Source organism: Streptomyces sp. NPDC039480 (genome assembly GCF_055597165.1).
Genome location: NZ_JBVITX010000005.1, coordinates 266,298 through 284,088, shown reverse-complemented (window position 1 = coordinate 284,088; position 17,791 = coordinate 266,298). Strand labels below are relative to the sequence as shown.

The 17,791-nt window shown below is 73.0% G+C and carries 16 protein-coding genes, 1 pseudogene and 1 riboswitch; of the genes and pseudogenes, 11 read left to right on the top strand and 6 right to left on the bottom strand.

From position 1 onward, the window contains the following. Positions 1-50: 50 nt before the first annotated feature. Entirely contained in the window at positions 51-923 is an 873-nt protein-coding gene (locus tag ACZ56E_RS18230) for a hypothetical protein (RefSeq protein WP_471215215.1), read from the top strand. Positions 924-1,041: 118 nt separating this feature from the next. Then, positions 1,042-2,052 carry an LLM class F420-dependent oxidoreductase gene (locus ACZ56E_RS18225; protein WP_471215212.1) on the top strand — a complete coding sequence of 337 codons (1,011 nt, stop codon included), beginning with the start codon at positions 1,042-1,044 and terminating at the stop codon, positions 2,050-2,052. Between the two features lie 18 nt (positions 2,053-2,070). On the opposite strand, the gene ACZ56E_RS18220 is transcribed toward ACZ56E_RS18225, so the two are convergent. Beyond that, positions 2,071-2,622 carry a hypothetical protein gene (locus ACZ56E_RS18220; protein WP_468600559.1) on the bottom strand — a complete coding sequence of 184 codons (552 nt, stop codon included), beginning with the start codon at positions 2,620-2,622 and terminating at the stop codon, positions 2,071-2,073. A 140-nt stretch (positions 2,623-2,762) separates the two neighbouring features. Between ACZ56E_RS18220 and ACZ56E_RS18215 the strand changes: the two genes are divergently transcribed. Next, complete coding sequence (locus ACZ56E_RS18215) at positions 2,763-3,056, top strand: hypothetical protein (protein WP_398297226.1); 294 nt, start codon at positions 2,763-2,765, stop codon at positions 3,054-3,056. Here the strand turns inward: ACZ56E_RS18215 and ACZ56E_RS18210 are convergent. Genes ACZ56E_RS18210 through ACZ56E_RS18200 form a run of 3 tightly spaced genes read right to left on the bottom strand, consistent with a single transcriptional unit; the run spans position 3,050 to position 6,266 of the window. Beyond that, a complete protein-coding gene (locus ACZ56E_RS18210) occupies positions 3,050-4,144 on the bottom strand; it encodes a prenyltransferase/squalene oxidase repeat-containing protein (protein WP_471215205.1) in 1,095 nt (364 codons plus the stop codon). The two genes, ACZ56E_RS18215 and ACZ56E_RS18210, sit on opposite strands and share 7 nt — an antisense overlap. Beyond that, complete coding sequence (locus ACZ56E_RS18205; protein WP_471215201.1) at positions 4,141-4,893, bottom strand: class I SAM-dependent methyltransferase; 753 nt, start codon at positions 4,891-4,893, stop codon at positions 4,141-4,143. The genes ACZ56E_RS18210 and ACZ56E_RS18205 overlap by 4 nt, the downstream gene beginning before the upstream one ends. Beyond that, on the bottom strand, positions 4,893-6,266 hold the full coding sequence (locus tag ACZ56E_RS18200) for a glycosyltransferase family 4 protein (RefSeq protein WP_471215198.1): 1,374 nt from the start codon (positions 6,264-6,266) through the stop codon (positions 4,893-4,895). Before ACZ56E_RS18200 ends, ACZ56E_RS18205 begins: the two co-directional genes overlap by 1 nt. 217 nt (positions 6,267-6,483) lie before the next feature. Here ACZ56E_RS18200 and ACZ56E_RS18195 point away from each other — a divergent pair, with 217 nt between their 5' ends. Beyond that, the gene (locus tag ACZ56E_RS18195; RefSeq protein ID WP_468600567.1) at positions 6,484-7,113 is read left to right on the top strand and encodes a TetR family transcriptional regulator; all 630 of its coding nucleotides are present in this window, start codon (positions 6,484-6,486) and stop codon (positions 7,111-7,113) included. Between the two features lie 47 nt (positions 7,114-7,160). Here ACZ56E_RS18195 and ACZ56E_RS18190 read toward each other — a convergent pair whose 3' ends face one another. Both ACZ56E_RS18190 and ACZ56E_RS18185 read right to left on the bottom strand, forming a co-directional pair. Further along, positions 7,161-7,394: a ferredoxin gene (locus ACZ56E_RS18190; protein WP_471215193.1), complete on the bottom strand. Its 234-nt coding sequence runs from the start codon at positions 7,392-7,394 to the stop codon at positions 7,161-7,163. After that, entirely contained in the window at positions 7,394-8,860 is a 1,467-nt protein-coding gene (locus ACZ56E_RS18185; protein ID WP_471215189.1) for an aldehyde dehydrogenase, read from the bottom strand. The genes ACZ56E_RS18190 and ACZ56E_RS18185 overlap by 1 nt, the downstream gene beginning before the upstream one ends. 197 nt (positions 8,861-9,057) lie before the next feature. Here ACZ56E_RS18185 and ACZ56E_RS18180 point away from each other — a divergent pair, with 197 nt between their 5' ends. The 7 genes and pseudogenes from ACZ56E_RS18180 to ACZ56E_RS18150 all read left to right on the top strand — a co-directional run bounded on the left by ACZ56E_RS18180 (position 9,058) and on the right by ACZ56E_RS18150 (position 17,790). Beyond that, positions 9,058-10,119 (top strand): MBL fold metallo-hydrolase, encoded by a 1,062-nt coding sequence (locus ACZ56E_RS18180; RefSeq protein WP_471215185.1) that lies wholly within the window; start codon positions 9,058-9,060, stop codon positions 10,117-10,119. 30 nt (positions 10,120-10,149) lie between these two features. After that, positions 10,150-10,247: riboswitch (cobalamin riboswitch) on the top strand. 141 nt (positions 10,248-10,388) lie between these two features. Further along, complete coding sequence (locus ACZ56E_RS18175; protein ID WP_471215182.1) at positions 10,389-11,606, top strand: prenyltransferase/squalene oxidase repeat-containing protein; 1,218 nt, start codon at positions 10,389-10,391, stop codon at positions 11,604-11,606. A 35-nt stretch (positions 11,607-11,641) separates the two neighbouring features. Continuing rightward, positions 11,642-12,271 (top strand): SCO2322 family protein, encoded by a 630-nt coding sequence (locus ACZ56E_RS18170; protein ID WP_471215671.1) that lies wholly within the window; start codon positions 11,642-11,644, stop codon positions 12,269-12,271. Positions 12,272-12,311: 40 nt separating this feature from the next. Continuing rightward, positions 12,312-13,430 (top strand): annotated as a pseudogene (locus tag ACZ56E_RS18165) (energy-coupling factor transporter transmembrane component T); the annotation flags it as partial. Positions 13,431-14,317: 887 nt separating this feature from the next. Then, positions 14,318-16,138 carry an ABC transporter ATP-binding protein gene (locus ACZ56E_RS18160; protein WP_471215180.1) on the top strand — a complete coding sequence of 607 codons (1,821 nt, stop codon included), beginning with the start codon at positions 14,318-14,320 and terminating at the stop codon, positions 16,136-16,138. After that, positions 16,135-16,989, top strand: a complete 855-nt coding sequence (locus ACZ56E_RS18155) for an ECF transporter S component (protein ID WP_471215178.1) — start codon at positions 16,135-16,137, stop codon at positions 16,987-16,989. Before ACZ56E_RS18160 ends, ACZ56E_RS18155 begins: the two co-directional genes overlap by 4 nt. A 345-nt stretch (positions 16,990-17,334) precedes the next feature. After that, positions 17,335-17,790 carry an aggregation-promoting factor C-terminal-like domain-containing protein gene (locus tag ACZ56E_RS18150; RefSeq protein ID WP_468600581.1) on the top strand — a complete coding sequence of 152 codons (456 nt, stop codon included), beginning with the start codon at positions 17,335-17,337 and terminating at the stop codon, positions 17,788-17,790. Position 17,791 lies beyond the last annotated feature (1 nt).

The window sequence follows — 17,791 nt, the reverse complement described above, 5'->3', positions numbered from 1 at the left end:
ACGGCGACAGCGACGCCTCCACTGACGAGACGACTGACGAAGGACCTGAAGTGAATTTCCGCTCCCTCACTCGAGGCGACGGCGTGGTGATCGGAGCAGCGGTGTTGCTCTTCATTGCATCGTTCCTCGACACCCTTGACGCCGAAGGCGGCGACAGCGACAAGCTGCCGAACGCCTGGGACAACGGCAACCTGCTGCTCAGCGTGTACCTGCTCGGCATCATCGGTGCCGTACTCATCGTCGTGGGCCGCGCGCTGCCGCAGCAGCGCAAGGTCGCGGGCCTGGACCTCGGTCAGCTCGGTGTGGCGTTCGCCATCGCCGCCGCCTGGAGCTCGCTCGGCGCGATCTTCGACACCGACCAGTCCTATGGCTTCTACTTCGACCTCGGCGCCGGCGGCGGCGAATCGCCCGACGCCGGTGTCGGCCTCATCCTCGGCCTGATCGCCGCCCTCGTGCTCGCCGCCGGTGCGGTCGCGGGGCTGATCGTTCCTGCGCTGAAGGCGCCCCTCATGGGCGGCCCGAAGCCGATGGCCCCGCAGCCCTACGGCGGCCAGCCGCAGGGTGGCTACGGCTACCCGGGCGCCGGCGCGGGCCAGCCGCAGCCGGGTGCGCCCTACGGCGGTCAGCCGGGTCAGCCGCAGGGCGGCCAGTCCTTCGGGGGGCAGCCCCAGCCGCAGCCGCAGGCCGGGCAGACCCCGCCGCCCGCGCAGGCGCAGCCGGCCGGTGACTTCTCGCCGTTCTGGTTCGCCGTGCCGGTGCCGCGTCCGCTGTACGCGGAGGACGGCTCGCCCACGCCGATCGCCGAACTGGCGCCCGGCACCTGGTACTTGGCCGTCGAGCAGCGCGGACCCGGCCTGGTGGCCCAGACGCAGGACGGCCGTCGCGGCGTGCTGCAGGACACCACGGGGATCCAGCGCGGCTGATCCCACGCACTCGCGGTACCGCGGCCCCTCGCCCTTCCGGGCGGGGGGCCGTTGTCGTACAGTCCCTCCCTGACGTACCACCTCTGACGCACCGTCAGCCGACCACGGAGGCACGCCCATGCGGCTCGGGCTCGCACTCGGTTACTGGGGGCGTGGCCCCGATCCCGGGCACGTCGCCCTTGCCCAGGAAGCCGAGCGGCTCGGATACGACTCCGTGTGGACCGCCGAGGCGTGGGGCTCCGACGCCTTCACGCCGCTGACCTGGATCGCCGCGCAGACCTCGCGGATCAGGCTGGGGACGGCCGTCGTGCAGATGGCGGCGCGCTCCCCCGTGACCACCGCCATGCACGCGCTGACCCTGGACCACCTCTCCGGTGGGCGGTTGATGCTCGGTCTCGGGCTCTCCGGGCCGCAGGTGGTGGAGGGCTGGTACGGGCGGCCGTTTCCGAAGTCGCCGCTGACCGCGACGCGGGAGTACGTCGAGGTGATCCGGCAGGTCCTGCGGCGCGAGGGGCCGGTGGAGGTGGCGGGCCGCTTCCACACCCACCCGTACGACGGACCGGACGGCACCGGTCTCGGCAAGGCCCTCAAGTCGATCACCCACCCGCTCAGGGCCGGCCTGCCCGTGCTGCTCGGCGCCGAGGGGCCCAAGAACATCGCGCAGACCACGCGGATCGCGGACGGCTGGCTGCCGCTGTACTGGTCGCCGTTGCGGACGGATGTGTACGAGGCGTCGCTCACCGACGTCCCCGAGCGCTTCCTGATCGCCCCGATGGCCCGCGCCAAGGTCTGCGACGACGTCGCCGAGGGGCTGCTGCCCGTCAAGGCCATGCTCGGCTTCTACATCGGCGGAATGGGGCACTCCGCCCGCAACTTCCACGCCGATCTGATGGCCCGCATGGGGTACGAGGAGGAGGCCCGGCACATCCAGGAGCTGTTCCTCGCGGGGCGCAGGGAGGAGGCGGTCCTCGCCGTGCCCGACGCCTTCGCGGACGAGATCTCCCTGGTCGGGCCGCGGGCGCGGATCGCGGAGCGGCTCGAGCTGTGGCGCAAGGGCCCGGTGACGGACCTGCTCGTGCTCGCCCCGGACCCGCACACCTTGCGGGTCCTCGCCGAGCTCAACTCCTAGCGTCCGCGCCGGTGCGCGTCAGCCCTTCGCCAGCTCGCCCGCCGACGGCACCTTGTCCTTGACCTCGGCGCCCGCGCTGCTGCCCGCGCCCTTCACGTCCTTGATGATGTCGTCGAAGGAGTTCACGACCGAGTCCGTCCCCTCGCCCTTGCGGAGCTTGGAGGGGAGGTCCTTCAGGGCGTCGATGCCGGAGGTCAGCGGGGCCACCGCCTTGGAGAGGGTGGGGTCGCCCTTCGCGTTCTTCGTCGCGGCCTTCAGCCTGTTGTACGTGAACGCGCCCGCGAGGCCCGCCTTGACCAGGGCGAACTTGCGGCCGTTGGCGCCCTTCTTGAACTTGCCCGCGCGGTACGGCTTCACGATCCACTGGTAGGTCGCCCCCGCGGCGAGCCCCGCGTTGGCGACGAAGCGGGTCTTGGCGAACTTCTGCTTCTCGGCGCTGCTGCTGGTGGACGGCGCGGACGCGGTGGCGGTGTCCTCGCCGCTGCCGCCGCAGGCCGTCGCACCGGCCAGCAGGGTGCAGCAGAGCGTGAGGGAAACTCCGGCGCGGCGGACGGTTACGGTGCTGGGCACGGCAGGGCCTCCAGGCGTGGGCTGAGCGGGCGCGCGGAAGCGCGCGGACCTGCTCGCACCCTCACCCGGGCCGCCGTGCCCCGCCACCGGAGTGGACCCGAACGGGTTTCGAACGGCGGCTTCCCCGGTACCCGGAGGCCATGTCTCCCACGCGGAACTCCCACGGCAGCACCGCGGCACGGGTCATCGCGCTCGTCGCCGACATCATGGCCGCCATCCTCGGCCTGTGGATCCTGATGTACCTGCTGGACGCGAACCGCGCCAACGACCTCGTCCAGTTCATCCACGACGCGGCCCGCTGGCTGGCAGGCTGGTCCCACGACCTGTTCACATTCGATGAGACCTGGGCGAGGGTCGTCGCGGGCTACGGCCTCGCCGCCGTCGTCTACCTGTTCATCGGCCACGCGGTAGCGAACCGCCTGCGCCGCTACTGAGGCGACTGTCCGGGCGGCTCGCAGCACTCCGGAGCGAGCCCCCGCGGCAGGTGCTCGCCCGAGAAGACCGCGCAGGTCGCCTCGTCGCCGCCCAGGGCCGCCACCGCGAGGAGCAGGGAGCCCGCCGTCCAGGTGGTGAGTTCCTCGGGCCAGATCGCCTTGTCGTCGAAGACATAGCCCGTCCAGTACAGGCCCGACTCCGGGTCGCGCAGGTGCTGGATGGACTGGAGGATCTCCAGGGCGCGGTCGGACTCGCCCAGGATCCAGAGCGCGAGGGCCAGTTCGGCGCTCTCGCCGCCGGTGACCCACGGGTTCGGGACCACGCAGCGCACCCCGAGGCCGGGGACGACGAAGCGGTCCCAGCCCTCCTCTATCCGGGACTTGGCCTCCGCGCCGGTCAGCGCGCCACCGAGGACCGGGTAGTACCAGTCCATCGAATAGCGGTCCTTGTCGAGGAACCGCTCGGGGTGGCGGCGGATCGCGTGCCCGAGGGCGCCGGCCGCCAACTCCCAGTCGGGCTGCGGCTCGTCGCGCTGCTCGGCGATGGCGAGGGCGCAGCGCAGCGCCTGGTGGATGGAGGAGGAGCCGGTGAGGAGCGCGTCCGTGACGGGCGTGCCGTCGTCCTCCCGCTTCCAGCCGATCTGGCCGCCCGGCTGCTGCAGCGCCAGGACGAACTCGACGGCGGCGACCACGGCGGGCCACATGCGGTCGAGGAACGCCTCGTCGCCGGTGGAGAGGTAGTGGTGCCAGACGCCGACCGCGAGGTACGCGCAGAAGTTGGTCTCGCGGCCGCGGTCGGTGACGTCGTGCGGGTCGCCGTCGGCGTACGCCGCGTACCAGGAGCCGTCCGGGTTCTGGTGGCGGGCGAGCCACTCGTAGGCGCGCTCGGCGGCCGCGTGTTCGCCCGACGCGTCGAGCGCCATCGCGGCCTCGGTGTGGTCCCACGGGTCGAGGTGGTGGCCGCGGAACCACGGGATGGCGCCGTCCTCGCGCTGGACTGCGAGGATGCCGCGTACCGTCGCCGCTGCCTGACCGGCCGTCAGGACGCCGGGCAGGACGAGGTGTTCGGTCCGCTCCGGGCTCGTCACTTGGCGGCCGCCGCGGCGTCGGCCGAGGCCTTCGGCAGGTGCGGCTTGGTGGCGTAGGCGACGAAGCTCTTGCCGACCACGGGGTTGAGCAGCTGCTCGGCGACGCGGGTGGCGAGGGGCTTCTTCATGATGTCCCAGACCAGGAGCTTGTGGTACGCGCGCACCGGCAGCGCCTTGTCGTTGTCGACGCCGAACGCGCACTTGAGCCACCAGTACGGCGAGTGAAGCGCGTGCGCGTGGTGGGTGCCGTACGGCTTGAGGCCGGCTTCCTTCATCCGCCCGAGCAGCTCGTCCGCCTTGTAGATGCGGATGTGGCCGCCCTCGACCTCGTGGTAGGCGTCGGAGAGGGCCCAGCAGACCTTCTCGGGGCCGTAGCGCGGGACGGTCACCGCGATGCGGCCGCCCGGCTTGAGGACGCGGACCATCTCCGCGAGGACGCCCTTGTCGTCGGGGATGTGCTCCATGACCTCGGAGATGATCACGACGTCGAAGGACTCGTCGGGGAAGGGGAGGTTGAGCGCGTCGCCCTCCATCGCGGTGGCGGTCGCGCCCGCCGGTGCCTCGCCCGCCTCCTCCATCGCGGCGAACCACTTGGCGACCTCGCGGATCTCCTCGGTGTTCTGGTCGAGGGCCACCACCCGCGCGCCGCGCCGGTAGCACTCGAAGGCGTGCCGGCCCGCGCCGCAGCCCAGGTCGAGGACGCGGTCGCCCGCGGCGAGCGGGAAGCGGGTGAAGTCGACGGTCAGCATCAGCGATGGCTCCCGGAGTGCGTCGAGTACGTCGTGGTGGCCGCGGCGCGGCCGGGATTCGTGGTCGCGGCGCGGGCGATGGCCTCGCGGTAGCGGTCGGCGGTGCCCTTGGCGGCCTGGGCCCAGGTGAACTTGGCGAGGACCCGCTCCCGGCCCGCCGCGCCGAGCCGCGCCCGCAGCCCGGGGTCGCCGAGCAGCCGGTTAAGGCCGACCGCGAGGGCGCCCGCGTCGCCGGGCGGGACCGCGAGGCAGGTCTCGCCGTCGGGGCCCGCGACCTCCGGGATCGCGCCGCCGGTGGTGGCGAGGAGCGGGGTGCCGGTAGCCATCGCCTCGGCCGCGGGGAGCGAGAACCCCTCGTACAGCGAAGGAACGCAGGCGACCTGCGCCGAGCGGACGAGGTCGACGAGTTCGGCGTCGGTGATGCCCTTGACGAACTCGACGGCTCCTTCGAGGCCGTAGCGCTCGATGGCCTGGGCGACGGGCCCGTCCTCGGCGCGTTTGCCGACGACGACGAGGTGGGCGCCGGGGTGTTCGGCGCGGACCTTGGCGAGCGCCTCGACGAGGTGGACGAGGCCCTTGAGCGGCACGTCGGCGCTGGAGGTGGTCACGATCCGGCCCGGCACTTCCGGGACGGCCGGGTCCGGCGAGAAGAGGCCGGTGTCGGCGCCGATGTGGACGACGCTGATCCGGTCGTCGCGGACGCCGAGGTGGTCGATGATCTCCTGGCGGGAGGTGCCGGAGACGGTGAGGACCGAGGGCAGACGGCGCGCGACGCGCTTCTGCATGCGGGTGAACGCGTACCAGCGGCGGACGGAGGCGCGGCGCTTCCAGTCGGGCGCGGCGTCCAGCTCCAGCTGCCGGTCGACGGTGATGGGGTGGTGGATGGTGGTGACCAGGGGCGCGCCGAGGTCGCCGAGCAGGCCGTAGCCGAGGGTCTGGTTGTCGTGCACGACGTCGAAGTCGCCGCGCCGGGCGCGCAGATGCCGCCGGGCCCGCAGGCTGAACGTGACGGGTTCGGGGAAGCCGCCGGTCCACATCGTCGCCACTTCGAGGGCGTCGACCCAGTCGCGGTACTCGTCGCGCTTGGGCGTGCGGAAGGGGTCGGGCGAGCGGTAGAGGTCGAGGCTGGGCAGCTCGGTGAGCTTGAGCCCCGCCAGGCCCGGGCCCTCGTCCAGGACGGGATAGGGCTGCGCGCCGATCACTTCGACGCTGTGGCCGAGCCGGGCCAGTTCGCGCGAGAGATGGCGTACGTAGACGCCCTGTCCCCCGCAGAACGGGTTCCCTTTGTACGTGAGGAGAGCGATGCGCAACGGGCGCTCGCCGTCGGTGCCTGAGCCCTTTCGGGGGCCTGCCTCCATGGCCTCAGCGGTCACCTCTCGGCCCCCTTCTCCCTGCAGTTCTCCGCGAGGTTACGCCGGGACGGTAATCTAGAACAAGTTTCAGACTTGATCGCTGAATGATCGCTGGACGAGCTTTGAATCTACCGGCAGGTAGGCGAGGTGTAAGGCCCGGATCAGGTGATTCGCGCCACCACGGGGTCCCTGCCATGCTGTGCGATCTCGCGAGGCGTTCTTTCGGAGGGGCATCGACATGACAGCGGAAGTCAAGGCGGCGAACCCTGCGGCGCCGCCCCTCACCGAGCGCCAGGAGGCGCGCCGCCGCCGCATCCTGCACGCCAGCGCCCAACTGGCCAGCCGGGGCGGCTTCGACGCCGTGCAGATGCGCGAGGTCGCCGAGGCCGCCGGGGTCGCCCTCGGCACCCTCTACCGCTACTTCCCCTCCAAGGTCCATCTGCTGGTCGCCACCATGCAGGACCAGCTGCAGCACATGCACACGACCATCAGGAAGCGCCCGCCGGCCGGCGAGACGCCCGCCGAGCGCGTCGCGGAGACGCTGATGCGGGCCTTCCGCGCGCTGCAGCGCGAGCCGCATCTGGCGGACGCGATGGTGCGGGCCCTGACCTTCGCGGACCGCTCGGTGAGCCCCGAGGTCGACACGGTGTCCCGGCTGACGACGGCGATCATCCTGGACGCGATGGGGCTGACGGAGACGCCGACCGCGCAGCAGCTGTCCGCGGTGCGGGTCATCGAGCACACCTGGCACTCGGCGCTGATCACCTGGCTCTCGGGGCGGGCCTCGATCGCCCAGGTGAAGATCGACATCGAGACGGTGTGCAGACTCATCGACCTGACGGCGGAGACCCGTACGCCCGCGCCGTGATCGAGCCGAACAGGGCGCGGGCGTACGGCGGTCGGTGCTCGTCCGTCCTACTCCTCCGGCGGGAAGACGATCTCGCCGCCGTCCACGAGGGCGATCGTGATCGCCTCGACCGGGCAGCCCTCCGCGGCCTCCAGGATCTTTTCGTTGGCGTCGGTCTCGGCCGCGGTCGGGTGCGACTGGCGGGCGGTGTCCAGCTCGAAGCCGCCGGGCGCGGTGAGCACGCACATCCCGGAGCCGATGCACACCGACCGGTCGACCTCGACGTGCCAGCGGTCACCCATCAGGCGCCACTCCCCTCATAGCCGGCGGGGAGGTGGATCATCTTGTGCTCGAAGTACTCGCCGTACCCCTCGGGTCCGAACTCGCGGCCGAGGCCGGAGTTCTTGTAGCCGCCGAAGGGGCCGAGCATGTCGAGGCTGAAGGTGTTCACGGAGTACGTTCCGGTGCGCACCTGCCGCGCGATGTCGATGCCGTGCTCGACGTCGGCGGTCCATACGCTGCCGCTGAGCCCGTAGTCGGAGTCGTTGGCAATCTGCACCGCCTCGCTCTCCTCGCCGTACGGCAGCAGACAGATGACGGGCCCGAAGATCTCCTCGCGGGCGATGCGCATGGAGTTGTCGACGCCGCCGAACAGCGTCGGCTCGACGTACCAGCCCTGGTCGAGGCCGGGCGGCCGGCCGCCGCCCGCGAGGATCTTGGCGCCCTCCTCCTGGCCGATGCGGATGTAGTCGAGGGACCGCTGCTGCTGGCGGCGGGCGACCAGCGGGCCGAGTTCGGTGGCGGGGTCGAGGGGGTCGCCGACCTTCAGGGCGGACGCGGCGGCGGCGAAGGCCTCGGCGAACTCGTCGTAGCGGCTGCGCGGTACGAGGATGCGGGTCTGGGCCACACACGCCTGGCCGTTGATCATCCAGGCGAAGGGCGTGATGCCCGCGACCGCGCTCGCCGCGTCGGCGTCCGGCAGGACCACGGCGGCCGACTTGCCGCCCAGCTCCAGCGTCACGCGCGTCAGGTTGCGGGCGGCGACCTCCATGACGCGCTTGCCCGCGGCGACGGACCCGGTGAAGGAGACCTTGTCGACGTCGGGGTGCCCGACGAGGTACTCGCTCACCTCGCGGTCGGCGGAGACGATCGAGAGGACCCCCTCGGGCAGCCCCGCCTCCGCGGCGAGCTCGGCGAGGATGTACGCGTCGAGGGGCGCCTCCGGGGAGGTCTTGAGGATCACCGGGCAGCCGGCGAGCAGCGCGGGCGCCAGCTTGGCGGCGGCGGTGAACTGCGGGACGTTCCACGGCACGACGGCCGCGACGACGCCCATCGGCTCGCGCCGGACGAGGATCCTGCCGAGGACCCCGTCGCGCGTCTCCTCGTACCGGAAGTCGCGGGCGACGGTGATCGCGGCGTCCCACACCATCATCGCGGCGAGCGCCTGCACCATCACGCTGGAGGTGTAGGGGGTGCCGTTCTCGGTGCTGATGACGCGGGCGATCTCCTCGTGGCGTACCGCGAAGCCGTCCTTGATCCTGGTGATGACCTCGATGCGCTCGTCCAGGGTCATCCGCGGCCAGGGGCCGTGCTCGAAGGCCCTGCGGGCGGCGGCGACGGCCCGGTCGACGTCGGCGGGGGCCGCGTGCGGCACGCGCGCGAAGACCTCTCCGGTGTGCGGGGAGACGACATCGATGACGTCCTTGCCGAGCGGGTCCACCAACTCCCCGCCGATGAACAGCTGTCCGTGTTCCACGAGCTCGGTCATGGCTGACTGCCTCCTGGCGGGCGGTTCCTGACACCGTTTCAGAACTGATACCAGTTCTAGTTGGCGGAGTCCACGAGCGGAAGGGGCAACTCGCCTCGGAGTCGGCCGACTTGGGCGGCCATTGAAACTAGTTCTAGTTATAGTGGCGGCACCCGGCGACGACAGTGGCGGCACCCGGCGACGAGAGACGAGGCCCCATGACCCCGACCCCGCAGGTGACGGACCCGCCGGTGATCGAGCACGGCGGCGGCGTCTGGAGCATCAAGGTCCCGATCCCCGACAACCCCCTCGGCTTCACCCTCGTCCACCTCCTGGACACCGACGCGGGGCCCGTCCTCATCGACACCGGCTGGGACGACCCGACGTCCTGGGACACCCTCACCGCCGGGCTCGCCGCGTGCGGCGTCGCGGCCGACGATGTGCACGGCGTCGTCATCACCCACCACCACCCCGACCACCACGGGCTCTCCCAGCGGGTCAGGGACGCCTCCGGGGCGTGGGTCGCCATGCACGAGGCCGACGCGGCCGTGGTCCACCGCACCCGCTCCAGCCCGCCGGACCGCTGGTACGCGTACCTGGTCGACAAGCTCACGGCCGCCGGCGCCCCCGCCGACCACATCGCCCCGCTCGTCCGCGCCAGGGACGAGGGCCGCCCCCGCAAGCTCCCCGGCCTGGCGCCCGCCCTGCCCGACCGCTCCATCACCCCCGGCGAACTCCTCGCCCTGCCGGGACGCAGGCTGCGTGCGATCTGGACGCCCGGCCACACACCGGGCCACGTCTGCCTGCACCTGGAGGAGGACCACCCCACGGGCCTGCCCGGCAACGGCCGCCTCTTCTCCGGCGACCACCTGCTGCCCGGCATCACCCCGCACATCGGCCTGTACGAGGACCCCGACGCCGAGACTGCCACGGACCCCCTTGGTGACTACCTGGACTCCCTGGAGCGCGTCGGCCGCCTCGCCCCCGCCGAGATCCTGCCTGCCCACCAGCGCGCGTTCACCGACGCCCCCGCCCGCGTCCGCGAGCTCCTGGCCCACCACGAGGACCGCCTGACCGGACTCCTCGCCCTCCTCGCCGAGCCCCTCACCCCCTGGCAGATCGCCGCGTGCATGGAGTGGAACCGCCCCTGGGCCGAGATCCCCTACGCCTCGCGCAACATCGCGGTCTCGGAGGCCGAGGCTCATGTGCGGCGTCTGGTGAAGCTGGGGCGCGCGGAGGCCGTGGCGGGGAGCGATCCGGTCACGTTCGTGGCGGTGTGACCCGGGCCGCGCGCGGACCGGCCGGTAGAGTGGGCGCGTCGTCCTCACGTCCACGCAGGGGGAAGCCGGTGCGAATCCGGCGCTGACCCGCAGCCGTGAACCACGGAACGTGGTGAGCCGGAATGCCCAGCGGGACGTGACCGGCTCGCTTCATCGGGACCCCCGATGAGCGGCACCGTCGAGGTATACGGAGCCGGAGCCGCCCGGTAGCCGTGCTCGCACGCGCCGTGCCGCCCCGCTCCCCGCAGGGAGAGGCAACCCGCCGCATCATGAACGTTCGCCGCAGCGCCGCGGTCCTGGCCGCCGTCGCCGTGTTCGGCTCGGTGGCATCACCGGCCGCCTTCGCGGACGACGCAAAGCCGTCGCCCTCGACCGCGCTCCCCTCGGGCCTCTACGGCAAGGGTGACCCCAAGTTCGACGGCGTCTTCCGCCAGTCGTACGCCCTGCTCGCCCAGCACACCGGAGGCGTCAAGCCCGCCACGAAGGCCGTGGACTGGCTGACCGGTCAGCAGTGCGCGAGCGGCGGCTTCGCGGCCTACCGCGCCGACGCGAGCGAGCCGTGCGACTCCAAGACGCCGGTGGACAGCAACTCCACCGCCGCCGCCGTGCAGGCACTCGCCGCGCTCGGCCACCAGGACGCGACGGTCAAGAAGAGCGTCCAGTGGCTGAAGTCCGTGCAGAACCAGGACGGCGGCTGGGGCTACAACCCGGGCCTGCCCACCGACGCGAACTCCACCGGCATCGTGATCGGCGCCCTCGCCGCGGCGGGCCAGAACCCCGCGTCCGTGAAGTCCCAGGACGGCAAGTCCGCGTACGACGCGCTGCCGAAGCTCGTCATGGACTGCGACAAGGAGAAGGGCGCCTTCGGTCTCGCCGACGCCAAGTCCGGGAAGCTCGCGCCGAACGCCGACGCCACCGCGGCCGGTGTGCTCGGCAGCCTCGGCAAGGGCCTGGTCGTGTCGCCCCCCAAGAAGCGCGAGACCTCCGCGCCCAAGTGCGCGAAGCCGGACACCGCCGCGCAGGCCGCGAGCAACGGCACCGGCTATCTGCTGGACACCCTGGGCAAGACGGACGACCACCTGATCGGCGCCCCCGACGTGCCGGACGTCGGCAACACCACCGACGCCGTGGTCGCCCTCGCCGCCGCCGGGCAGCAGGAGCAGGCGAAGAAGTCCGCCGAGTGGCTCGCGAAGAACTCCGCGGACTGGGCGAAGAAGGGCGGCCCTGCCGCGTACGCCCAACTGGTCTTCGCCGCGCACGCGACCGGCATGGACCCGCGCGACTTCGGCGGCGCCGACCTCGTCAAGCAGCTGAACGCGCAGGGCCCGGCCCCGCAGGACGCGGACTCCTCCGCCGAGGCGGACGCGGACGACAAGAAGGACGACGACGGCGGCGTCAGCATCTGGTGGATCATCGGCGTCGGCATGGTCGCGGGCATCGGCATCGGCTTCCTGTACAGCGGCAACCGCAAGAAGCAGCAGCCGTGACGCGCGGCCGGGTGCGGCTCGGCGCGGCGGCGGGGATGTTCCTCGCCGCCCTGCTGACCCTCCTCGCCGTCGCGCCCGCCCAGGCCGCCGGCTACCGCTACTGGTCGTTCTGGGAGCGGGACGGCGACCAGTGGACGTACGCCAGCCAGGGGCCGGGCACCGCACGCCCCGAGGACGGTGACGTGCAGGGGTTCCGCTTCTCCGTCTCCGACGACTCCCAGGACTCCGCCCGGCCGCGCGGCCCCGCCGACTTCACGGACATCTGCGCGAGCACGCCCGCCGAGGACGGCCGCAAGCGGGTCGCGCTGGTCATCGACTTCGGCCTGCCGAAGGACGCGCCCAAGGGCGAGACACCGCCCGCGCCCCGGCGGGCCTGCGCGCAAGTCGCCCCCGACGCCACCAGCGCCGACGCACTCGCTTCCGTAGCCAAGCCGCTGCGCTACGACACCAAGGCACTGCTCTGCGCCATCGACGGCTACCCGAAGTCGGGCTGCGGCGAGCAGGTCTCCGGGGACGGCACCGACCGGCAGGAGACGACCACCGAGCGCGAACCCGACACGGACGAGGACGACGGCGGACCCTCCCTCGGCCTGATCGCCGGGATCGCCGCCGTCGCGCTGCTCGGCGGTGCCGGGATCTGGCAGGCCCGGCGCCGCCGCGGCTGAGCGGCCCCGAACCCCCGACGGACACGGACAGCAGAGCACCATGACCGACCACGGCAGCAGCGCGCCCGGACGCCTCCGGCGCCGCCTCGCCCCCGAGGCGCACCGGAGCAACGCCCTGCACCCGGGCGCCTGGTGGGTGTGGGCCATCGGCCTGGGCACCGCGGCGTCCCGCACGACCAATCCGCTGCTGCTCGGCCTGCTGATCGGCGTCGCCGGCTATGTGGTGGCGGCGCGGCGGACGTCGGCGCCGTGGGCGAAGTCGTACGGCGCGTTCGTGAAGCTGGGCCTGGTCGTCATCGCGATCCGCCTTGTCTTCGCGATCGTGCTCGGCTCACCCATCCCCGGCACGCACACCGTCGTCACCCTGCCCGAGGTGCCGCTGCCCGACTGGGCGAAGGGCGTGCGGATCGGCGGCCGCGTCACGGCAGAGGGCCTGGCCTTCGCGCTCTACGACGGGATCAGGCTGGCCGGCCTGCTCATCTGTGTCGGCGCCGCGAACGCCCTGGCGAGCCCGGCCCGGCTGCTCAAGTCGCTGCCGGGGGCGCTGTACGAGGTGGGGGTGGCGGTGGTCGTGGCGATGACCTTCGCCCCGAACCTCATTACCGACGTCCAGCGGCTGCGGGCGGCCCGGCGGCTGCGCGGCCGCCCCGACAGCGGAATCCGCGGACTCCTCCAGGTCGGCCTTCCCGTCCTGGAGGGCGCGCTGGAGCGGTCGGTCGCGCTGGCCGCCGCGATGGACGCGCGCGGCTTCGGGCGCACGGCGCCCGTCCCCGCGGGGATCCGCAGGACGACGGCCGTGCTGACACTCGGCGGCCTGATGGGCGTGTGCGTGGGGACGTACGGCCTCCTGACCGCGCAGGGCACCGTCTACGGCCTGCCCTTCCTGCTGGCCGGACTGCTCGCCGTCCTCACGGGCCTGCGACTCGGCGGCCGCCGCTCGGTACGCACCCGCTACCGTCCCGACCCGTGGGGCCCGCGCGCCTGGCTGGTCTCCGCATCCGGAATCGCGGTGGCGGGCCTCATGATCTGGTCCGCCTCCCACGACCCAACGGCACTGCACCCCGGCGTCGTCCCCCTACAAGCCCCGACGCTGCCGCTGTGGCCGGCGGCGGCGGTACTGATCGGACTACTTCCGGCGCTCGTGGCGCCGGTCCCGGCGGAGAACATGTCCCGTGGCGTTGGGGCTGCCGGGCGCGTCGGGGCCGCCGAGGCCACCGGGACCGTCGGGGCTGCCGGGGCTGCCGGGGCTGCCGGGGCCACCGGACCCGCCGAGGCCGCCGGATCTGTCGGGGCCACCGGTGCTGCCGGACCCGCCGAGGCCACCGGGGCCACCGGGGCCACCAGGGTCACCGGGGCTGCCGGGGCCACCGGGGCCACCGGGGCCGCCGGGCCCGCCGGTCGCGCCAGGCGGACCCCGGAGCACGCCGGCAACCCGGAGCCCGGAGACCCCGAAACGCCCGAAGCCCCCGACAAACCGGTTCCGGGACACGCCGACGATCCGACCCGGGAGCGCCGCGGCAAACCGGCCGCGACACAGGGCGCCGGACCGGGCCCGGAACACACCGACAACCCCACCCCGCAGCACCCCGGCAAACCGGGCTCCGAACACGCCGACAACCCGACCCCGGAACACCCCGGCAAACCGGCCGCGACACACACCGCCGGACCAGACCCAGAACACCCCGACAACCCGACCAACCCCGGCAAACCGGCCGCAGCACACGCCGCCGGACCAGACCCGGAACACACCGACAACCCCACCCCGGAACACCCCCGCAAACCGACCGCGGGGCACCCCGGCAAACCGGCCGCGACGCACGCCGCCGGACCGGGCTCGGAACACGCCGACAACCCCGCCCCGCAGCACCCCGGCGAACCGTCCACCCGGACCGGTGATCCGACCGCCCCAACCCCCGCCCGACCCGCAACCCCCGCCCCCGCACAACGGCCTTCTCCCGCCGCATGGCGCACAGCCCCCGCACGACGGGGCGGCGAGTCGACCACGCCCGCGCCCTCTACGCCCCCTACACCCCCCGAGGAGACCTCATGATCCGCTTCGAGGATGTGTCGGTGGCGTACGAGGGGGCCGCCGGGGACACCGTGCGCGGGGTCGATCTCACCGTTCCGGAGGGCGAGCTCGTGTTGCTTGTCGGGCCGTCCGGGGTCGGCAAGTCGACGCTGCTCGGGACCGTGAGCGGGCTCGTGCCGCACTTCACGGGAGGCACCCTGCGCGGCCGCGTGACCGTGGCGGGGCGCGACACCCGTACGCACAAGCCGCGCGAGCTCGCCGACGTCGTCGGGACCGTGGGCCAGGATCCGCTCTCGCACTTCGTGACCGACACCGTCGAGGACGAGCTGGCGTACGGCATGGAGTCGCTGGGGCTCGCCCCGGACGTGATGCGGCGGCGCGTCGAGGAGACCCTCGACCTGCTCGGCCTCGCCGACCTGCGCGACCGCCCCATCGCGACCCTGTCGGGCGGCCAGCAGCAGCGCGTCGCCATCGGCTCGGTCCTCACCCCGCACCCACAGGTCCTCGTCCTCGACGAGCCGACGTCCGCACTCGACCCGGCCGCCGCCGAAGAGGTCCTCGCCGTACTGCAACGGCTCGTCCACGACCTGGGCACCACGGTCCTGATGGCCGAGCACCGCCTGGAGCGGGTGGTGCAGTACGCGGACCAGGTGCTGCTCCTCGCCGCGCCGGGCGAGCCTCCGGTGCTCGGCGACCCGGCGACGCTGATGGCCCGCTCCCCCGTCTTCCCGCCGGTGGTAGCGCTCGGCCGCCTCGCGGGCTGGTCGCCGCTGCCGCTGACCGTCCGGGACGCGCGGCGCAGGGCGGGCGGGCTCCGGGAGCGGCTCGCGGCGGCCGGTCCGCCGCAGGACACGCCTGCCGAACCCGTCGCCGCGGGTGGGCTCCGCGAGCAGCTCGCGGCGGCCGGTCCGCCGCGGGACACGCCTGCCGAACCCGTCGCCGGGCAAGCCCCCGGCCTGTGGTCCCGGCTCCGCAAGGAACGTACGGCTCTTACACCTCGTACGTCTCGTACAACCCCTCGTACGTCTCGTATAACCCCTCGTACATCCGAAGCGGACACAGCCGCCGCCCGCGTCGAGCGCCTCGCCGTGCGCCGCGGCCGCGTCGAGGCGCTGCGCCGCGTCGACCTGACCGTCACGCCCGGCGAGACCGTCGCCCTGATGGGCCGCAACGGCGCCGGGAAGTCGACCCTTCTCTCCGCCCTCGTCGGCCTGCTGGAGCCCACCTCCGGCACGGTCCGGGTGGGCGGCGCGATCCCCCACCGCACGGCCCCGCGGCAGCTGATCCGGCACGTCGGCCTCGTCCCGCAGGAACCGCGCGACCTGCTGTACGCGGACACCGTGGCCGCCGAGTGCGCCGCCGCCGACCATGACGCCGACGCGCCACCGGGGACCTGCCGCGCCCTGGTGAGCGAGCTGCTGCCCGGCATCGCCGACGACACGCACCCCCGTGACCTCTCCGAGGGGCAGCGGCTCGCGCTCGCCCTCTCGATCGTCCTGGCCACACGGCCGCCCCTGCTCCTCCTGGACGAGCCGACCCGCGGCCTCGACTACGCGGCCAAGGCGCGGCTGGTCGGCATCCTGCGGGGGCTCGCCGCCGAGGGGCACGCGATCGTGCTGGCCACGCACGACGTGGAGCTGGCCGCCGAGATCGCCCACCGCGTGGTGATCCTCGCGGACGGCGAGGTCGTCGCGGACGGTCCGACCGAACAGATCGTCGTGTCGTCGCCGTCCTTCGCGCCGCAGGTCACGAAGATCCTCGCCCCGCAGGAGTGGCTGACGGTGGCGCAGGTGCGGCAGGCGCTGGCACCGGCACTGGACGAGGAGGGCGCGTCGTGAGGGCCGTGCGGAAGGACCCCCTCGCGCCGGACGGCCCGCGCCGGGTGCGGCCCATCCGGCTCGGCCTCCGCTCGGTCGCCGCGCTCGTGCTGGTCAGCGCGGTGGGCGTGGCCGCGTTCGGGTGGCCGCTGCTCGCGGACGGCGGTTCGGGGCTGAGCGATCACGCGCAGGACGCGCCGTGGCTGTTCGCGGCGCTGCTCCCGCTGCTGCTCGCCGTCGTGGTGGCGACCATCGCGGACGTCGGGCTCGACGCGAAGGCCATCGCGATGCTGGGCGTGCTGGCCGCGGCCGGTGCCGCGCTGCGGCCGCTGGGCGCGGGGACGGCGGGCATCGAGCCGATGTTCTTCCTGATGGTGCTGAGCGGCCGGGTGCTCGGGCCCGGCTTCGGGTTCGTGCTCGGGGCGGTGTCGATGTTCGCGTCGGCGCTGCTGACCGGTGGTGTCGGGCCGTGGATGCCGTTCCAGATGCTGTCGATGGGGTGGGTCTGCATGGGCGCGGGGCTGCTGCCGGGCCCCGACACCCTGCGCGGACGCCGTGAGCTGTGGCTGCTCGCGGCCTATGGAGCGGTCTCCTCCGTCCTGTACGGCACGGTGATGAACCTCCAGGGCTGGCCCTATCTCGCCGGCGGGGCCACCGGGGTGTCCTTCGTGCCGGGCGACCCGCTCGTGGACAACCTCGGCCGTTTCGTCGCGTACTGTCTGGCGACCTCGCTCGGCTGGGACCTGCCGCGGGCCGTGGTCACCGTGCTGCTGAGCCTCGCGCTCGGCCCCGCCGTCCTGAAGGCGCTCCGGCGGGCCACGCGCCGGGCGGCGTTCGAGGCGCCGGTCACATTCGAGGCCCCGAAAGCGTGAGGGAATCGACGCGGGCCGTCACATCGAGGTCCCGCGAGCGTGAGGCGGCCCACAGGACCTTGGTCCTCTACGAAAGAGGCCAGTAGCCCACACGTCTTGACGTACACGCATCAATACCCGCTCTGACCTGGGCATTGAGAGCCACGCCACACAATGGACATTTGGCGCGGGTGCGGCTTCCACTAGTAAACAGGGTCATTGCGGCGAGGGCTCGGGCCTGTTTCTCTGGATGAGTCGCAAGGCGCCGACAGCCCACCCGGGCCTCGGCGCCGCCGCATGTCCCCCACACTTCCGTGTGCCACGGCGTGCGCCGCGACCGCCCCGTTCCCCACCGGAAGGTCCTCTGTGTCCGCCTCGCTCATCCGCCGCATCGCTTCCCCGAAGAAGGCCATCACCGGCGGCCTCGTCGCCGCCGCCGCTTCCGGCATGGTCTTCGCCGCGGCCCCGGCCCAGGCAGCCACCCCGACCACCACGAAGGCCGCCGCCCCGGCCGCCGCCCCCGCCGCGGCGCCCGCCTCCGCCAAGGCGATCGCCAAGAAGATGATCCCGGACCCGGCGCAGTACGCCGCGTTCGACAAGATCGTCTCGCACGAGAGCGGCTGGAACCCGAGCGCGACCAACTCCTCGTCCGGCGCCTACGGCCTGGTCCAGGCCCTGCCCGGCTCGAAGATGGCCTCCGCGGGTGCCGACTGGAAGACCAACCCCGAGACCCAGATCGAGTGGGGCCTCAAGTACATGAACGAGCGCTACGGCAGCCCGACCGGCGCGTGGAGCCACTGGCAGGCCAACGGCTGGTACTGAG